The organism is Cellulosilyticum lentocellum DSM 5427, assembly GCF_000178835.2.
Lineage (GTDB): Bacteria > Bacillota > Clostridia > Lachnospirales > Cellulosilyticaceae > Cellulosilyticum > Cellulosilyticum lentocellum.
In genome coordinates this window covers 3,930,092-3,946,550 of sequence record NC_015275.1, presented here as the reverse complement: position 1 = coordinate 3,946,550, position 16,459 = coordinate 3,930,092, and the positions used below count along the sequence as shown (strand labels likewise).

Genomic DNA, 16,459 nt, shown 5'->3' with positions numbered 1-16,459 from the left:
ATAATGGCACAAAATGTAGGACATATTGTTCAAATCATCGGTCCTGTACTTGACGTTAAATTCAGTGCGGAACACATGCCAGCAATCTACAACGCTATTGAAGTTAAAAAACAAGATGGCACAAACCTTGTGGTAGAAGTTGCACAACATCTTGGAGATGATATCGTACGTTGTATTGCTATGTCTGCCACAGAAGGATTAGTTCGTGGTATGGAAGCAGTTGATACTGGCGCACCAATTTCAGTTCCAGTAGGGGAACAAACACTTGGCCGTATCTTTAATGTTACAGGTCATGCTGTAGATGGAAAGCCAGATCCACAAGTAGAAAAATGGCCAATTCATAGAGAGGCTCCATCTTTCGAAGAACAATCAACATCAGCAGAAATCTTAGAAACAGGTATTAAAGTTGTTGACCTTATCTGTCCTTACCTTAAAGGTGGTAAAATCGGTTTATTCGGTGGTGCCGGTGTAGGTAAAACAGTACTTATTCAAGAACTTATTCGTAACATTGCTACAGAGCATGGTGGTTTCTCAGTATTTGCCGGCGTAGGTGAACGTACTCGTGAAGGTAATGACCTTTACCACGAAATGACTGACTCAGGCGTTATCGCTAAAACAACAATGGTGTTCGGTCAAATGAATGAGCCACCTGGTGCACGTATGCGTGTTGCTTTAACAGGTCTTACAATGGCTGAATATTTCCGTGATCAGTCAGGACAAGACGTACTTTTATTCGTAGATAATATTTTCCGTTTCACACAAGCAGGTTCGGAGGTTTCCGCGCTTCTTGGACGTACACCTAGTGCGGTAGGTTACCAACCAACTCTTGCAACAGAAATGGGTACACTTCAAGAACGTATTACATCGACTAAAAAAGGTTCTATTACATCTGTTCAAGCTGTATATGTTCCTGCCGATGACTTAACTGACCCAGCTCCAGCTACTACTTTCGCTCACTTAGATGCGAAAACAGTACTTTCTCGTGCTATTGTAGAACAAGGTATCTATCCAGCGGTAGACCCACTTGAATCTTCATCACGTGTACTTGATCCACAAATCGTTGGAGAAGAACACTATAGCGTAGCACGTGGGGTTCAATCTATTCTTCAACGTTACAAAGAACTTCAAGATATCATTGCTATCTTAGGTATGGATGAACTTAGTGAAGAAGATAAATTAACAGTTGGTCGTGCACGTAAGATTCAAAAATTCCTTTCTCAACCATTCTTCGTTGGGGAAATCTTTACAGGAACACCAGGACAATATGTACCAGTTAAAGAAACTGTTCGTAGCTTTAAAGAAATCCTTGAGGGTAAACATGATGAGCTTCCAGAAAACGCATTCTACATGGTTGGTACAATTGAAGATGCAGTTGCAAAAGCCAAAACTCTATAATTAGGGGGTTAATGATGGCAAAAAATAAAATGAGACTTCAAATCATCACACCGATGAAAACAATTTTAGATGAAGAGGTAGACTCAGTGATTCTTTCAACAACAGAAGGAGAAATGGGTATATTATACGACCATGAACCAGTTGTTGTGCTTCTTGGATATAAGACGCTGTCTTATACACAAGATGAGGTTAAAAAATATGCAACAACTTTAGGTGGTTTTGCAGAAATCACTAAAGATAAGATTGTAGTTTTAACAGATGCATCTGAGTTTGCGGATGAAATTGATTTGGAAAGAGCTAAAAGGGCAAAGGAACGTGCTGAAAAACGTTTATCAGATAGCAATATGGATCATCTCCGTGCTGAGATTGCGCTCAAGAAGGCTATTGCTAGAATCAATTTAAAAGAAGGTAAATAATGTGAAAAGGCACCGCATACAGAACTTAAAAAGTCTGTACGCGGTGCCTTTTCAAGTATAAGGGTAATAATAAGGATTTGGGTGAAAAATGTTATATGGACGTGCAGGAGAGATAGTGATAGACTTTTTTATAATATTTTATGAGGAGAAATGCTGTTTCCTGGGAAATAAAGTCGAGTGGGATTTAGCAGTATAAAATATAGTAGGTTTTCTAAAAATAATATAAAGTATAAACAAGTTGATAATAAGAGAGGGCTTTAAGATGACTTATGCAGATTTAATACTAGAATGGTTTGATAAAAATAAAAGAGATATGCCTTGGAGGAGAACTTCTGATCCTTATTGTATTTGGGTATCAGAAGTAATGCTTCAACAAACTCAAGTTGTGACAGTTATTCCGTATTACTTACGTTTTATAGAACGTTTTCCAAATGTGAGTGCTTTGGCTGAGGCTAGCCTTGAGGAAGTACATAACTACTGGCAAGGTCTTGGGTACTATAGACGTGGTGAAAATCTTTGGAAAGGTGCTAAGCTTATCGTAGATAAGTGGCAGGGAGAATTTCCGAGAGATCCTAAGCTTATTAAGGAGATTCCAGGAATAGGACCATATACTTTAGGCGCGATTTGTAGTATTGCTTTGCATTTGCCACTACCAGCAGTAGATGGAAATGTTATGAGAATATTAGCGCGCCAATTTTGTATAGGTGAGGATATTGCCAATCCTAAAAATAGGAAGCTTTTTGAAGATAAAGTAATGGAGCTTATGCCAAATGACCCTAATCGTTTCAATCAAGCCTTGATGGAACTAGGTGCTTTAATATGTACACCTAAAAATCCAAACTGCAAAGAATGTCCAATGAAACCTATTTGCGAGGCATATCAAAAGAATGTACAGGAAGAATATCCAGTAAAACTTAAGAAGGTTAAGGCAGTAGAATTAAATTATAAAGTATTACTCATTGAAAAAGGAAGCAAGATAGGAATGATCAAAAGGCCGGAAGAAGGTCTACTTGCAAATTTATGGGGATTTCCTATGATTGAAGAAAAAGATTGGGAAAGTATAGACCTAGAAGCAATAAAGCCTGTCTACTTAGAGCAAGTAACTCATGTGTTTACACATCGTAAGTGGCAGATGAAACCAGTTATTTTGAATTGGTCGCAGCCACTAGAAAAAACATTGGGGCCGTTACTCCAAGAACAAGGTGAAATTCAATATATTGAAAAAAATAATCTTAAGAATTTGCCGATAGCCACTGCTTTTAAAAAAGTCATGAAGAAAAAGCAAGTAACTGTTTAGCTAAATAAATGGGAATTTGTCTGATCGTTTATGAGAAATGCTGCTGGGCGGAAATGAGAGAATAAGGGCTACCTTTCGGAATTCCGCTCCGTATTTTTTGAAGCACTAAGGCTCACTTTTTTGATGAACGTGCGAAAACTCATTTCATTCAAACACTCGCACTAAAACCCATCAAAAAAGTTCGCCAAGTGCTTCTAAAAAATACTACGAAGTCATTCCTACAGGCATCCCTTATCCTCTCATTTCTTACAAGCATTATTAACCTCATAAACGTTCAAGCCCCTAAACGAGGAGTGCAGAAAAGACATAACAAAAAAATATTTCTCTTGAGAATATTTTATAAGAGTGACTTATACCGTTATTTTTTTAATTTTTATTGAATATAAAAGTATTTATTTCATTTTTTATTAGGGATTCGGCTCCTTGACTACATATACATAAGTGTAAAAACAAATAAATAACTTCCCACGGCATAATTACCACAGCTTCAACCTGAGGAACTGACCGGGTCAGCCAAGTCTCAATCTATTGTTATAGGTACCTCTGGACTTAAGGAAAATGTTCACTTGTGCGCTGCAAGGAAGGCGCCACTTATAAGTTGTTTTAAATGTTTTTATACCTCGCATTACCAAATAAAGTTTTAAACCAGAGTCTTAAGGTCTTAGCTTCCTAGCATAGGGTGCACCGGCCAAGACTTTTAGGAGCTCCTCACTCATTGGTTTGACTTTCATAACTAGTCTTCGTAGGCACTACGCTATATAACGCATACGTGCTGAGGAGCCATTTTGCGCCTTGTTTAAGGTCTACTTAGCTAGCTGCGAAAGTTCATTTTAAGAGTCTGGAACAAAAAATAGCTCTTCAAGTATTGATACTACTTGAAGAGCTATTTTTGTTGTCTCTAATTGCTATCAATAAAATGAATTGGCTTTTCTTTTTTCTTGAAAACACTTCAGGAGAGTGACTTTACACATTATTGTTGGTAGAACTGAGAGAGGGTGGCTGCCTGACGGGGTGACTTCGAAGTATTTTCAGTAGGCACTTAGCGAACGTTTTGGATGGTACTTAGCCCACGTGTTTGAGGGAACCGAGTTTGTGGGCGTTCATCCAAAAAAGTGAGCTTAGTGCCTACTGAAAATGCGGAGCGGAACAACGGCAGGTAGCCACCCTCTCTCAGTTCCGCCCCAAATGGCTTATTAAAGCTACCGACAAATTTCTAGTTGTAAACTAATTGTAATATGATTATACATAAATATATCCTAAGAAATACTTATGTATGGCCCTTAAATGGTCGATAAAATATATGGAGTATTATAATTTTATTTAAAATTTCACATAGATGAACAAGACAGAGAGAGGGGAAACGGATGATATGAAAAAAGTTGTTTCTAAAATACTTGTATTTGTAATGGTGATTGCAAGCCTTCAGGGGATTAATTTAAATGAATTAATGGCAGCTGATACTAATTTATATGGATTTGAAATGCAGAAGAAGATACTTGCAGAAGATAGTAAAGGTTTGGAACTAAGCAACAGAATAGGTACTGATTATACTGAGACAGCTGTAGCAAAATGGGATATCTCTAGTGCTGCAGATTATGTATTAACCTATTACATTGAAGCTATGGATAATACTACGCAAAAAGTAGAGTTAACACTTGAAAATGCCGGAGATGATAATGTAACGCTTTCTGGGAAAGTTTATAATCAAGATGGAAGTACCAAAAGTATTGATTATGTAGAAAGAGTGCTTAATAGTGGGTCCAATAGCTGGGAAAATAAAAGCAAAGAAATAGGAAAAACAGAATTTACTGCGGGTTTAAAGCTAGGAACTTATGCAAGTACTTATCAACAATATAATGTTAACCTTACCAACGTAAATGTAGCAGGAAAGAATTTAAATATTCGTTTGAAATTAGATGGGAAATTAGTATATGTATATACTACTGGAATTAGTAAGGGAAATATCAATGAATTTGAGCTAAAAGTAGATGGTACTACTCAAGCAAAACAATCATTTTTTAATGGACCTAAAAACTTTGAGATTAAACCAGTTCATTTAAAGGATAATACTTTAGAATCTATTGAAGTTATTGAGGACTTAACTAAAGAAACACCAGGTTCAAAGCCAGGAGTAAAATTAAGCTTCGACCAAATTAAGGTTCTAGAAGGGGGAAAATACACGATACCTTCTAGTAGCACTAAGCTTGATGAAGTTGTAATCAAATTACAGCCACAATATTCAATTGGTAGCTCAGTTCAAGATGGTGATGATAGTATTCGTCTGGATTTTAAACCTATGACTGGTGAAAAAATTAAGATTGATACTAAGGATAGTAGTTATACAGTTGGAGCGGTAGATACTAATGGTCAAATTAATATTTATTTGGCTAATGGAACTAATCTAGAATCAAGCGTCATCAAATGGGATGTACTTGAACCTAGTATGGTAGTTGATTCGCTTTTTACTTATGGTAAAGATGCAGATATCTATAAGCCAGAAAATAAAGGACATACTTATCTAGATTATAGTTTAAATAAAACAACAAATAATCAAGTACAATTTACTATTAAACCATACAATATTAATTCAGCAGCTACTTATACTATCTTAAGCTCTAATACAGAGAAAGGTACGTTTACTGCAAGAACTACTTATGAATATGATCCTAATAAAACCAACAATAAAGAAATTACAACCTCTATTTCATCTACTAACGTTACTTATTTCAAGGTGAAAATAAAGATAGATAATAATGAATATGAATCACAGGTGGTTAGGTATAATCCAGGGGACTTTAGCCCTGTTCCTACAACTCCTTCCATTAAAAACATAGATAACGTATACGTTGTTCCAACTAATGAGAACAGCAATACCTCTAGTGCTAAAGCTATTGGATTTGATATAGAATGGTTTGCACCTTCTAACTTAAAGACTCTTTTAAATGGAGGTACTTTATATTATGAGATGCTTATACGTAAAGACAAGGATGACCTTGATCCGTTAAAGTCACCTCATTTGGCAGGAACTTCTGGTTATGCAGCATACTCCAAGGTATTTAAGGTAAGTCTAGATCCTATAACAAATCAGATTATAGTAGAAACTGATCTAGGAACAGCGGGACAAAAGGATGTTACAGAAGAAAATGCTAATAAGATTATTAGATATAATGAGAGTAAAGGAACCTTCAAAATGGAGAATGTTTCTTTAATGAACTTTAGTGAAACCACTAAAGACTGGGAGCAAATAGAAATTCCTGAGGGGTATGACTATAATACAGCAACCAAGTCTTTAAAAGAATCAGGAGCTGAAGCTAAGGATAGCTTAAAAGATATGGTTATACCAGGAAACTACTATGTATCTTTAAGAACAGTATATGTTGCAACAGATGATACTAAAAGAATCACTTATAGTAATGAATCTAATCTGGTATCCGTTGCTTTAGATATCACAAAGGAAGTAGTACCTGTACCTACAACAGTGGTAGCTGAGGATGCAAGTATTGATAAAACACAAGTTATAGAAGAAATTACATATTCTTATGTAGACATACAAGCATATGTTAAGAAGATGTTAGAACCGGCAGAACTTAAATTATATACTGGAACTAATAAAGATGAACGCTTTAGTGGGGAATATGAGTTCTACTTATATCAAAATAAAGATGCCCTTAAAAACAATGATCCTGATAAGATGGATGCAATGAGTTTAGGAAGTGACGCTATCTTAAATTTAGCTGATACCACTATTAATAGCCAATCAGCTATAGAGGTGTTAAAAGCAGGAGGCGTTATACCTTTTAAAGTCCACATCAGTTCTTTAATAGGAATAGGGCAGGGTAAACTCAAAATTAAAGGATTAGATTCTAATACGGTATATTATTTGCAACTTAGAACGAAATTATTACCAATAAGTGAAACAGGACCGGTATCACCTAGAGTATCAGAGTTATCTAAGGTATTTACCTTTACGACAACCACAGAACCTATGCCACCAACACCAGAAGATAAAGTGCCACCAACACCAGAAAAAATCTGGATAGAGGAGCAAGCTAACAATAGTTCTGTCACTTTAGGTTGGGCACCAGCTAAGTTTGAAGAAGATGAAGATATAGACTTAACCTACTATGAATTCATAAGGACAGAAAAGCAGCTTACTAAAGATGAAGAGAAGTTAAGTGTTGAAAAGCTAGTACAAGGCAATGAATTAAATGTTGGTTTCCGTTCAGACAAAGATACAGCAAGAGCAGAAAATGAACCAGCTTACATGAGTACGTATACATATAAGAATCAAATATGGACTAACTTAGAGCCACTACAGCTTTCAAGTAAGTTCCAGCTTTATGATGATTCTTTAAATCCTAATAACATTTATTATTACTATGTAAGAACCGTGTGTATGGTTGATGGGAAACCTATTAAGTCAAAGTGGATTATGGTACCTGTAACAACAGCACCAGTACAACCACCTATTAATTTAAAAGTAGAGGCGCCAAAGACCTATTCACATGATACTAAGAGAGAAATTGTTATTAGTTTTGATGCGCCCGTGCCAGCAGATGCCAAAGTGCCAGATGAGTTTGCATTTGATATTGCAGTAAAAAGTGAATTAGATGATACCTATAAGCTAGATTACAGTGCAGTGAAATTAACTTCTGTTCAAGATGACAAGCTAACACCAGAAGGCTACACACACTTTGTGTATAAGATTACAGGTTTAAAACCTAATAAACGTTATGATATTAAAGTAAGAATAGTGGATAAAACAAAACCACTTTTGGAGAGTGGTAATTATCCAACTTCTTTATACTGTGATAAGGTAAGTACGAGAACAGACTATGATGAAGATGAAGCAGAAAAAGATAATAAATTTGAAGAGTATCTCAAAAAGTTTGACTCAGAAGCTGAGAAGTTAAGAAGAAGACCGTATTGGGTAGTGGAACAAGGTGAAATCTATAAGTATAGAGAAAGTTACCTAAAAACAGAAATAGGCTTACAAAAAGAATATGCTTTAGTAGCAGAAGAGAATGCTAATTCACTCTATTATTACATGCCAGCTTCTGTAATGATAGATGAAAGTAATACGAATACAGTACTCAATGTAACTATTGGTAATCAGACATTAAACATTAGACCATATACCTTAACTAGCGAAAATACTGCCATTAAAACAGCCATAGAAAAAATGGCCTCTGATGAAATAGAAGACTATTATGTGGGCATCAAGTTCTATACCCAAAAAACGACAGAAAGTATTAATGGGCAGGGAGCTTTGTCACCAAAGCTAAATGTTAATATGGAGCTAGTTTATATGAAGCAGCGTGATTATCTAACAGAAGATGATATTATGATTGCTTTAAATGATATTATTGCAGAGGAACGCAATAGTTTTATTAATAAGCTTGAGAAAGAAGTTTATAATGGTGTGATTGAAGAAGACGTATTAAATGAACTTATTACAGATTCTATGGCAGATATTGAAAAAGATCATGCAAGACAAGTTGATAAGCTAATGGATCGTTATATAAAAAGGACAGTGAAGATTGCTGAATTAGATAAGCCATTGTTTATTATAAGCGAAATAGATGCATTTGCAGCAGATGCTTATTACTACAGTAATGGATGGGGTAATGTAGAAAGCTATCAAGTAGGAAAAGGTTTTGGTATTGAAGCAGATAAGCTAGGAACCTATATCTTTGTAGGTCAAGCTGACCTTGCAAATACGGTACCAAGCTTAGGTCCTTATCAAAGCTTCATAGGGAAATATGGCCTAACAGAGTTCTTTAAATTAGATACCTATATGATTAAAACAGCTGCTACAAAAGAACAAGTATATGGTGCTACAGCACGCGTACTAGGAGCTAAAAAAGGAACTGATTATATTGTATTTCTTAAAAATGCAGGTATAAAGGGTGTAACTAGTATAGGATTAAGTAAAAATATTAGGCAAGATGAAGCCATCTATATTATGATGCAGGCCTATGAAAGATTACATAATAGAAAAGTGAGTTCAATAGTCATTAAAAATAAACAAGGTGTACAAAACATCGGTGCTTTCCAAAGCGTTTATCGTACATATGTTTATGCAGCAGTAGAACTTAAAGTTGTAGATAATCCTAATTCAAGAGTTCTTCCAAGCAAAGAAATGACTGCAGAAGAAATTATCAAGATTCTTTATAAAGTGCAGGCACAATAGGAGGAAGATAACATGAAGAGACGACAAAGAGTAGCCGCATTATTAGCCGTCATAATGATGTTTAGCTATGTTAATGTATTTGCAGATATGCAAGAAAGACTGCCAGTTGGTGGACTAGATTATGTGCAGGTAAGCCATACTTCCAATGATAATGGTGAAAATATTTTACCAAGTGCACAAGTAAGTTTTACAAAAGTAAAAAATGAACATAATCCACCAGTAACAGGAGATAATCATGCCACAGAGTTTTATGACCTTCTATTAACGGATTCTTTAGGTGAAAAAGCTGAAGGTTCTATTAGCGTAGTAGAAGCCAATAAGACTCCAGGTGATAAGGCAACTATTAACCTTGAAGATTATCTTGAGGATAGAAATGAATTTAAAAATGGTCGATTATATGAGTTAAAAGTACAACCAGGACATAACCATGTATCAGATGATGGCGAGAGATGGACAAAAGCACCACTTAACTCAGCTACTAAAGACCCAGTTAAGTACTTTGTTACAGACTTAAATACAATTGCTAGGGAAACAGAAGATAATATAGAGGTAGTTTGGGAGTATATTCCTGGAGCTACTTACAAATTAGTTTACATTGCAAAAGAAGCTAATAATAAAAATGAAGTAGATGGCGTAGAAAATAACGTAGCAGGAGTAGGCTCTAATTCAGTAACGCTTAAAGCCAATGATATGAATGTATTTACAGAAGGTGGCATTAGAAAAGTTAAATTTACTATTGATGATACAATTCCGGGTCAAAAGTACTCAGCTTATGTTATTGTAACAGGTATTTCAGGTACTTTTATAAAGGACAGTTGGAGCAATGTAGGTGTTAATACAACCACACCTAAAATTGCACATGCTACAAGAAGTATCAAATTAAACATTACTAACATAGGAAAAAATAGAATAGAGTTAAGCTGGAATGTACGTTCTTGGATGACTAGTGAAATAGAAATGGTTAAAATCTGGAGAAAAGTTGAAGGTGAACGTAACTACACACTTATTGGAACAATGAATAATGCTGACCTTACTGCTACAGATACAGGTAGGTTTGAGCATGACGAACCGAAAAAGACTAGCTTGTATTACGTTGAATTCTTCATCAAAGGTGAAAGTAACACAATTAAAACCAATGAAGAACCTTATGTACCTTACGAATTAAGAGAACAGCCTCTAAAGCCACAAGTACCAGAGCCTTTTAATTCTTCTATTTCTTTAGAGGAGTTGAGCACCACTAAAAATAATTATTTAGTTAAAAATGATGATGTTACAGTGGATAAAATGAAAGATAATACTTTCCATACTAAAAGCTTAAGTCCGCTGCAAGTACAACTTGTTTGGGATGCTCCAATGAAGAAAAATGAAAATGCTAAAACCGTTCCTGAACATGAAATGCTATATGATATTTGGGTTACAGAAAGCAATGAACAGCTTGATGATACTGCTACAAAGCCTATTTTAGAAAACTTTTCTATAGCAGAAGGTCAAGATGATAGTTTAATAAAAACACAAGCTAGTAAGGAAGTCGTTGGTTTTAAGACCCTTTTAACGCAGTATACTAATAAAACTGGTAGTGTTAAAAATCTACTTTCTAATAAAACCTACTATATTAAAATTGTAGCTAAAAGAGACTATAGTGGAACCTATGTGGAATCTCAGCCAACAGTAGTAGCGATTACAATTGATAAAAAAGGTGATATTTCAAAACCACCAGTATTAGCAAAGCCTCCACTTCGTGTACAAGAAGGAGGAATAGAACAAAATGCCATTACGATTGAGTGGCTAGAAAAATGGTATGAAATTAAAGCAAAAGACCCTTCTCAGTATAGCGCTGATGCCGATGAATATTTCCTTGCAAAAATGTGGAATAGCGTGGTTTATACAGGAGGAATACCAGAGATTAAATTTAAAGCAGGTCAAAATCTTACTGAACATCGTCTTATCAATGAGAATGAACTGAAGGCAGTTAAGGCAGCTGTGCCTGACTATAGTGCTAATTATGAAGATAGGGAAGTAAGCCTAGGAGAAGATGTTAAATATGAAGTAAAACCTATTTTATATGATGATGTGGTACTTGCTTTAAAATCTGACACCACTTCCCCAAGCGCCATTAAAATTGAAAAATGGATTGTAGAAAATGAAAGTGATTCAGTAGAGGGATGGACTACTATCACACCAAGTGATGTTAACCATAACGATGGTTTACCTTGGAAGGATTACAAAGTAGCAGATCTGAAGGCAAATACAAGATATGTCATTCTCATTAGAGCTTATCGCACATTAGAAGATGGAACAAAGCTTATGCAGACTTTCCCAAGCTTTGTTATTGCTACCACAGACTCGGATTTTGAGCAGCCAGAAGCAATACCTATGGTACCAGTGCTTAATCCAAATGGTGTAACAGACAGTAGTGTATCTGTCTGGTGGCAGTATAATGAAGACTTTAATTATGAGATTGTATATAGTCGTTTAGATAACCCGGAATCTGCTATTAGCTGGCCAGTAGAGATTTCTACAGTGCCAGGAGAAGATAATTATGTGTCTAATGGGGCAAAAGCACAGGTAACTATAACAGGACTTATGCCAGATACCACCTATAATGTATGGATTAGAGCAAAACAGAAAAAAGGTGATAAGGTATCTGCTTGGAGTAATCCAGTTACTCAAACAACCTTATCAATAGAAAAGCCAGATGTACCAAGAGGATTAGGACCAGCTGCGTATCAAAGCATATTAGAAATCGGTCAAGATTTCATGCCAGTAACAGGAGACTACATTACAGTAGAATGGCTTAAAGATGTGGAGGATGTAGAAGCCACAGATGAGAGCTTAAAAGCCTATTCATACGTATTAGAATTCGCTAATAATCCAGAGTTTTTAGATGCTATTGTAGTGAATACCAGTGATGCTGGAAAAGGTAGTTATGAAGTATTAGCTAAGAATATGGTAAAATTCACAGGGTTAGATGCTAATAAACCTTATTATGTAAGAGTTAAAACAGTACTTACTTTTACAGATCCAGAAAGTAAAAGAGAAATTGTTAAAGAATCAGATTTCTGTGCTATCGTTAGAATAATGACTAAGACTTCAGATGGTGAATATGATGGCGGGGATAATGACAATATTGTTATTTATCCAGAAGCAATAGTAGATAGTTATACTAATGGGGTTTGGACAAAAGAAATTGTAGACACAGCTAAAATCATTTCTCAAATCCAAAACGCTAATAAATACTTCCTTACAATAACAATGGAAAATTATAAAAATAAATATGATGCTGATGTAAGACGATTAAAGATGCCTAAAAATATAGTGGATGCTCTTATTAATCAAGGCATGGCACTAAAGGTTATCACTAATGTTGGCATTTATGAGATTCCAGGCAAGGCGCTTAAAATTTATTCTAATCAATATAGTGCGAGAGATATGGTGCAAATTGATTTGACTAAAGCTACAACTACGAATCTTTTAGCTATAGGAAGAAGCTATCCAGAAGCTTTTGTTAAAGGAGAGCGCTTTGCGGTAATGTTTAGAGGCAGCAATAAAAACACAGTTGTACAGAAGCTAGATGATTATATGAAGGTAAAACTTAAACTAGAATTAGTAGGTGAGTACAACTTTGCCAATATCAACACTTATATGTATAGTTACAATACCAATACATGGAGTAAACAAAACCCAGTTATTGAAACACAAACAGATAGCTATTTTGTGTATAGCACACCGTATACAGGTTTACATGCCCTATATGAAAGAGTGACAACAACAAGTAGTTCAAGCTCGACATATGTAATGGATGAATTAAAAGCAACTTATGACATTAGAGGGCTTGGAGATATTTATTTTATGCAAGATTATGTTTATGGCAATCAGTACATTCAGTTAGTAATGGGAATTGCGCAAAATAAATCTTCTATCGATTTAACAGCTAGCGTTACTAATGATTTAAGAAATAAAGCTAGAACATCAGGTATTTATATGAGTCAAGGTTCAGGAGTAGTTACTAAGGAGCAAGCTATAGCTGGCGTAGTGAAACTCTACGAATTAAAGCAAGGTTATCAGGTAAAGCCATCTAAAGTAACCCTTACAGGGGTAAGTAGTACTTATAAAGATGCGGTTGGTAAAGCTTATGCATTAGGACTTATTGATGAAACCATTAATCCATCAGGAAAAGTAACCTATAGTGAACTTTGTGATTGGATTATACAAGTAATTGAATAATAACTGAATAAAAATTTAAAAAGCATCCCATACTCTAAAAAACATAAGAGGAAGGGTGCTTTTTTATGAATAGAAGAAATATGCTACTTGTAGCGGTTATTATGATTTTATGTACAACCTACATATTTGGATTTGAATATTACGATAGAATGCCTGATAGGCTACAACAGCTAAGTAAGCAAATAAATGTGCCAGAGCTAAAAGTTATAGAAGTAGGCGTGGAACTTAGTGGTATCCATTATGGAGAAAAGCTAGATCTTCAAACGCTAGTAGTTAAGGAAAATGAAGTGCTAGAAGCTCTCGCCCATGAAGTGAGCTGTTCTAAACTTTGTCAGGCTTTTCACTATAATCCGTCAGAAACTAGTATAGAAGAGACAACTAACCAAATCAAAGTATCAGCAGTTAATAAAGAAGATGAGACACCTTATAAGTTAACCATTAAAAATCAAAAAGATAAAAATGATAATACCTACTATGATTTAAGGCTTACAAGCATGGATAATTTGGAACAGTTAGATATGAGAAGAGGCAGAGCAAAAGACCTCTTTAAGAACTGGGGGGCTAAGCCTAAGGAAAGTATTTACTTTAAAGCTGAATTAATAGAAGCAGTATCAAATGAGAAGCATTTGACGCTAGTGGAAACTATTTTAAATAATCTTAAAGGAAAAATGATTAATATGTATCAAGATGATAGAGATAGCCACACTGTAGCGTACTATGGCTATACGAAAGAAGTACCAGAATATATAGAAGGAGCAGATGGTAACAAAACTAATATCCAAATCAGCTTTATCTATAATGAAATAACAGATAAAACAGAATGCATTATAGCGTTTCCTTTTTATAATGCACCATTTTAATTCATAAACTTGTCTCACTTTCATATACTTGTATAAGCGGATTTTTATTTCAGATAGTGAGGGAGGGACTACTGTGAAAGAATATCTTAAGTCAGCTGCTATTATAGGATTATGTTTGTTTTTAATCCCTATGATTATTGTATATGCCAGTGGGTATGATACAGGAAAACTATTAAAAACTATTGAAGATGCTAATGGAGAGGAAGCTCATGGGGCACCTCTAGATATTATAAATGAAGAAACACTAATAGGTATATTAGCTAAAGAGATTCCTTATACTTATGAAGAAGAAGCTATCAAGGTACAAGCTGTAGTAACTAGGACTTATATGGCAAGACGTATTTTAGGTATTCAAAGTAAAGGAGCTCTTAAAGGTTATTCGGTAGAAGAAATGAAGGCTATCTGGCAAGATGATTATGATAAAAATTATGCTATTTATAAGGCAGCTGTGGAAAGCACGTATTATGAGATGATTTTTTATGATAATCAACCTATAGAGGCTTTATATCATAGTGCTAGTGCAGGGAAAACAAGGAATGCAGCAAGTATTTATAATAAAGACATTCCATATCTACAAAGTGTGGATAGCAAAGTAGATCATATTAGTAAACAAGTCAGATTGACGAAAGGAAAAACAACAGAACTTATCAAAACGAAATATCCAGAATTGATAGTAGATATAGGCACCTTAGAAAATCAAATACAAATCATTGAGAAAGATGAAGCAGACTATGTAAAAAGTATTCAAGTTGGAAATGTAACTCTTAAAGGGGAAGAAATTAAGGAACTATTAGATTTACCATCTAGCTGCTTCAAGGTGTATTCTTCTGGAGATGAATTGATTTTTGATGTGAGAGGCATAGGACAAGGGATAGGGCTTAGTCAAAATGGTGCAAATGAACTAGCTAAACAAGGTATGAATTATAAGGATATTATCAAATATTACTATACAGACGTGATGATAGAAAAATACGAGATTCAAAATTAAAATATGAATTAAAATATTTAGAAAGATTGAATAATAATGGGAATCTCTGGCGATAATTAGCATGTCGGAGGTGTTAATTATGAAAAATAAAAAATTAGGACAATTTCTAAAGAAGTATGGTTTTTATGTAGCCGTTAGTGTGATTTCTGTAGGTGCACTTGTAGCCATCTTCGTATTACCAAGTCAAGAAGGCAATGTTAAAAATGAAGCGAATCCTTATGCAAAAAATGAGAAAACAGACGGAATGCTTCAAGGGGATCTTCCCAATAATGTTATTATTGATGAAGAAGATGAACTTGACCAAACAGATAAGGTTACACAAAATGAAGCCACAGTTCAAGAAGATGAAACAAAAGCTTCAGAAGAGGTTACTAATAATACAACAGCAAAGGATGAAGTAAAACCAGAGGTTAAAACAGAAACCTTTGAATCTACTACAGCGTCAGTAACAGAGGAACCTTTCTTTGCTGATGGTGATAACTTTAGTTGGCCAGTAGAAGGTAAGATTGTTGTACCTTATACAGATGAGACTACAAAATATTGGTTTAGTGAATCACTTAATCAAACCATGCGTACCTTTGGTATTTGTATTGCAGCTAATGAAAATACAGAAGTAAAGGCTATAGCGAAAGGTACAATTGTTAAGATTGTAGATGATTCATCTAGTATTTTAGAGCCAGGTATGCCTTATGTAGGAAAGACAATGGTTATCGATCATGGTAATGGTTATGTAAGTGTATATGGTTTCCAAGGTGGAACAGTAAATGAAGATCTTTTAGGCCAAGTTGTTAATGAAGGGGATGTACTAGGTACAATTGGTACACCTAAAGGTGCATTCATTAATGTAGGTGATAATCTCTACTTACAAGTAAAGCATAATGACAAAGTTGTTAGCCCAATGGATTTCTTAAAAGACAGTGAAGAAACAGCTAGCGTGAAAACAGACAGCGTGGATGTTGGCTTTGCTACAAAATAACAATGATATAAAATAAAAACAGGAGATGCTATAGCATCTCCTGTTTTTATTTTATATCACATAGTATTGCGGAATGTATTTGATTGTTACAAATCGGATAAAAGTATAAG

General features: G+C 34.9%; 8 protein-coding genes. All 8 read left to right on the top strand.

Annotation, left to right across the window (positions count from 1 at the left end; translation table 11 throughout):
• The first annotated feature begins 3 nt into the window (after positions 1 to 3).
• The 8 genes from atpD (at position 4) to CLOLE_RS18130 (ending at position 16,349) form a co-directional block, all read left to right on the top strand.
• Positions 4 to 1,395, top strand: coding sequence for a F0F1 ATP synthase subunit beta (atpD, locus tag CLOLE_RS18165; protein ID WP_013658578.1), 1,392 nt, complete (start codon positions 4 to 6; stop codon positions 1,393 to 1,395).
• A gap of 14 nt (positions 1,396 to 1,409) precedes the next feature.
• Positions 1,410 to 1,811, top strand: coding sequence for a F0F1 ATP synthase subunit epsilon (locus tag CLOLE_RS18160; RefSeq protein WP_013658577.1), 402 nt, complete (start codon positions 1,410 to 1,412; stop codon positions 1,809 to 1,811).
• Positions 1,812 to 2,049: 238 nt separating this feature from the next.
• Positions 2,050 to 3,108, top strand: coding sequence for an A/G-specific adenine glycosylase (gene mutY / locus CLOLE_RS18155; protein WP_162145090.1), 1,059 nt, complete (start codon positions 2,050 to 2,052; stop codon positions 3,106 to 3,108).
• A gap of 1,336 nt (positions 3,109 to 4,444) precedes the next feature.
• A complete protein-coding gene (locus CLOLE_RS18150; protein WP_013658574.1) occupies positions 4,445 to 9,301 on the top strand; it encodes a fibronectin type III domain-containing protein in 4,857 nt (1,618 codons plus the stop codon).
• A 12-nt stretch (positions 9,302 to 9,313) separates the two neighbouring features.
• A complete protein-coding gene (locus CLOLE_RS18145; RefSeq protein ID WP_013658573.1) occupies positions 9,314 to 13,525 on the top strand; it encodes a fibronectin type III domain-containing protein in 4,212 nt (1,403 codons plus the stop codon).
• A 65-nt stretch (positions 13,526 to 13,590) separates the two neighbouring features.
• A complete protein-coding gene (locus CLOLE_RS18140) occupies positions 13,591 to 14,385 on the top strand; it encodes a YwmB family TATA-box binding protein (protein WP_013658572.1) in 795 nt (264 codons plus the stop codon).
• A gap of 73 nt (positions 14,386 to 14,458) precedes the next feature.
• On the top strand, positions 14,459 to 15,373 hold the full coding sequence (locus CLOLE_RS18135; RefSeq protein WP_013658571.1) for a SpoIID/LytB domain-containing protein: 915 nt from the start codon (positions 14,459 to 14,461) through the stop codon (positions 15,371 to 15,373).
• Between the two features lie 79 nt (positions 15,374 to 15,452).
• Positions 15,453 to 16,349, top strand: a complete 897-nt coding sequence (locus CLOLE_RS18130; RefSeq protein WP_013658570.1) for a M23 family metallopeptidase — start codon at positions 15,453 to 15,455, stop codon at positions 16,347 to 16,349.
• Positions 16,350 to 16,459: the final 110 nt, after the last annotated feature.

Excerpts from the sequence above, each read along its gene's own strand:
- CLOLE_RS18130 (WP_013658570.1), top strand. The coding sequence starts at position 15,453 with ATGAAAAATAAAAAATTAGGACAATTTCTAAAGAAGTATGGTTTTTAT.
- CLOLE_RS18160 (WP_013658577.1), top strand. The coding sequence starts at position 1,410 with ATGGCAAAAAATAAAATGAGACTTCAAATCATCACACCGATGAAAACA.
- CLOLE_RS18145 (WP_013658573.1), top strand. The coding sequence starts at position 9,314 with ATGAAGAGACGACAAAGAGTAGCCGCATTATTAGCCGTCATAATGATG.
- CLOLE_RS18140 (WP_013658572.1), top strand. The coding sequence starts at position 13,591 with ATGAATAGAAGAAATATGCTACTTGTAGCGGTTATTATGATTTTATGT.
- atpD (WP_013658578.1), top strand. The coding sequence starts at position 4 with ATGGCACAAAATGTAGGACATATTGTTCAAATCATCGGTCCTGTACTT.
- CLOLE_RS18150 (WP_013658574.1), top strand. The coding sequence starts at position 4,445 with ATGAACAAGACAGAGAGAGGGGAAACGGATGATATGAAAAAAGTTGTT.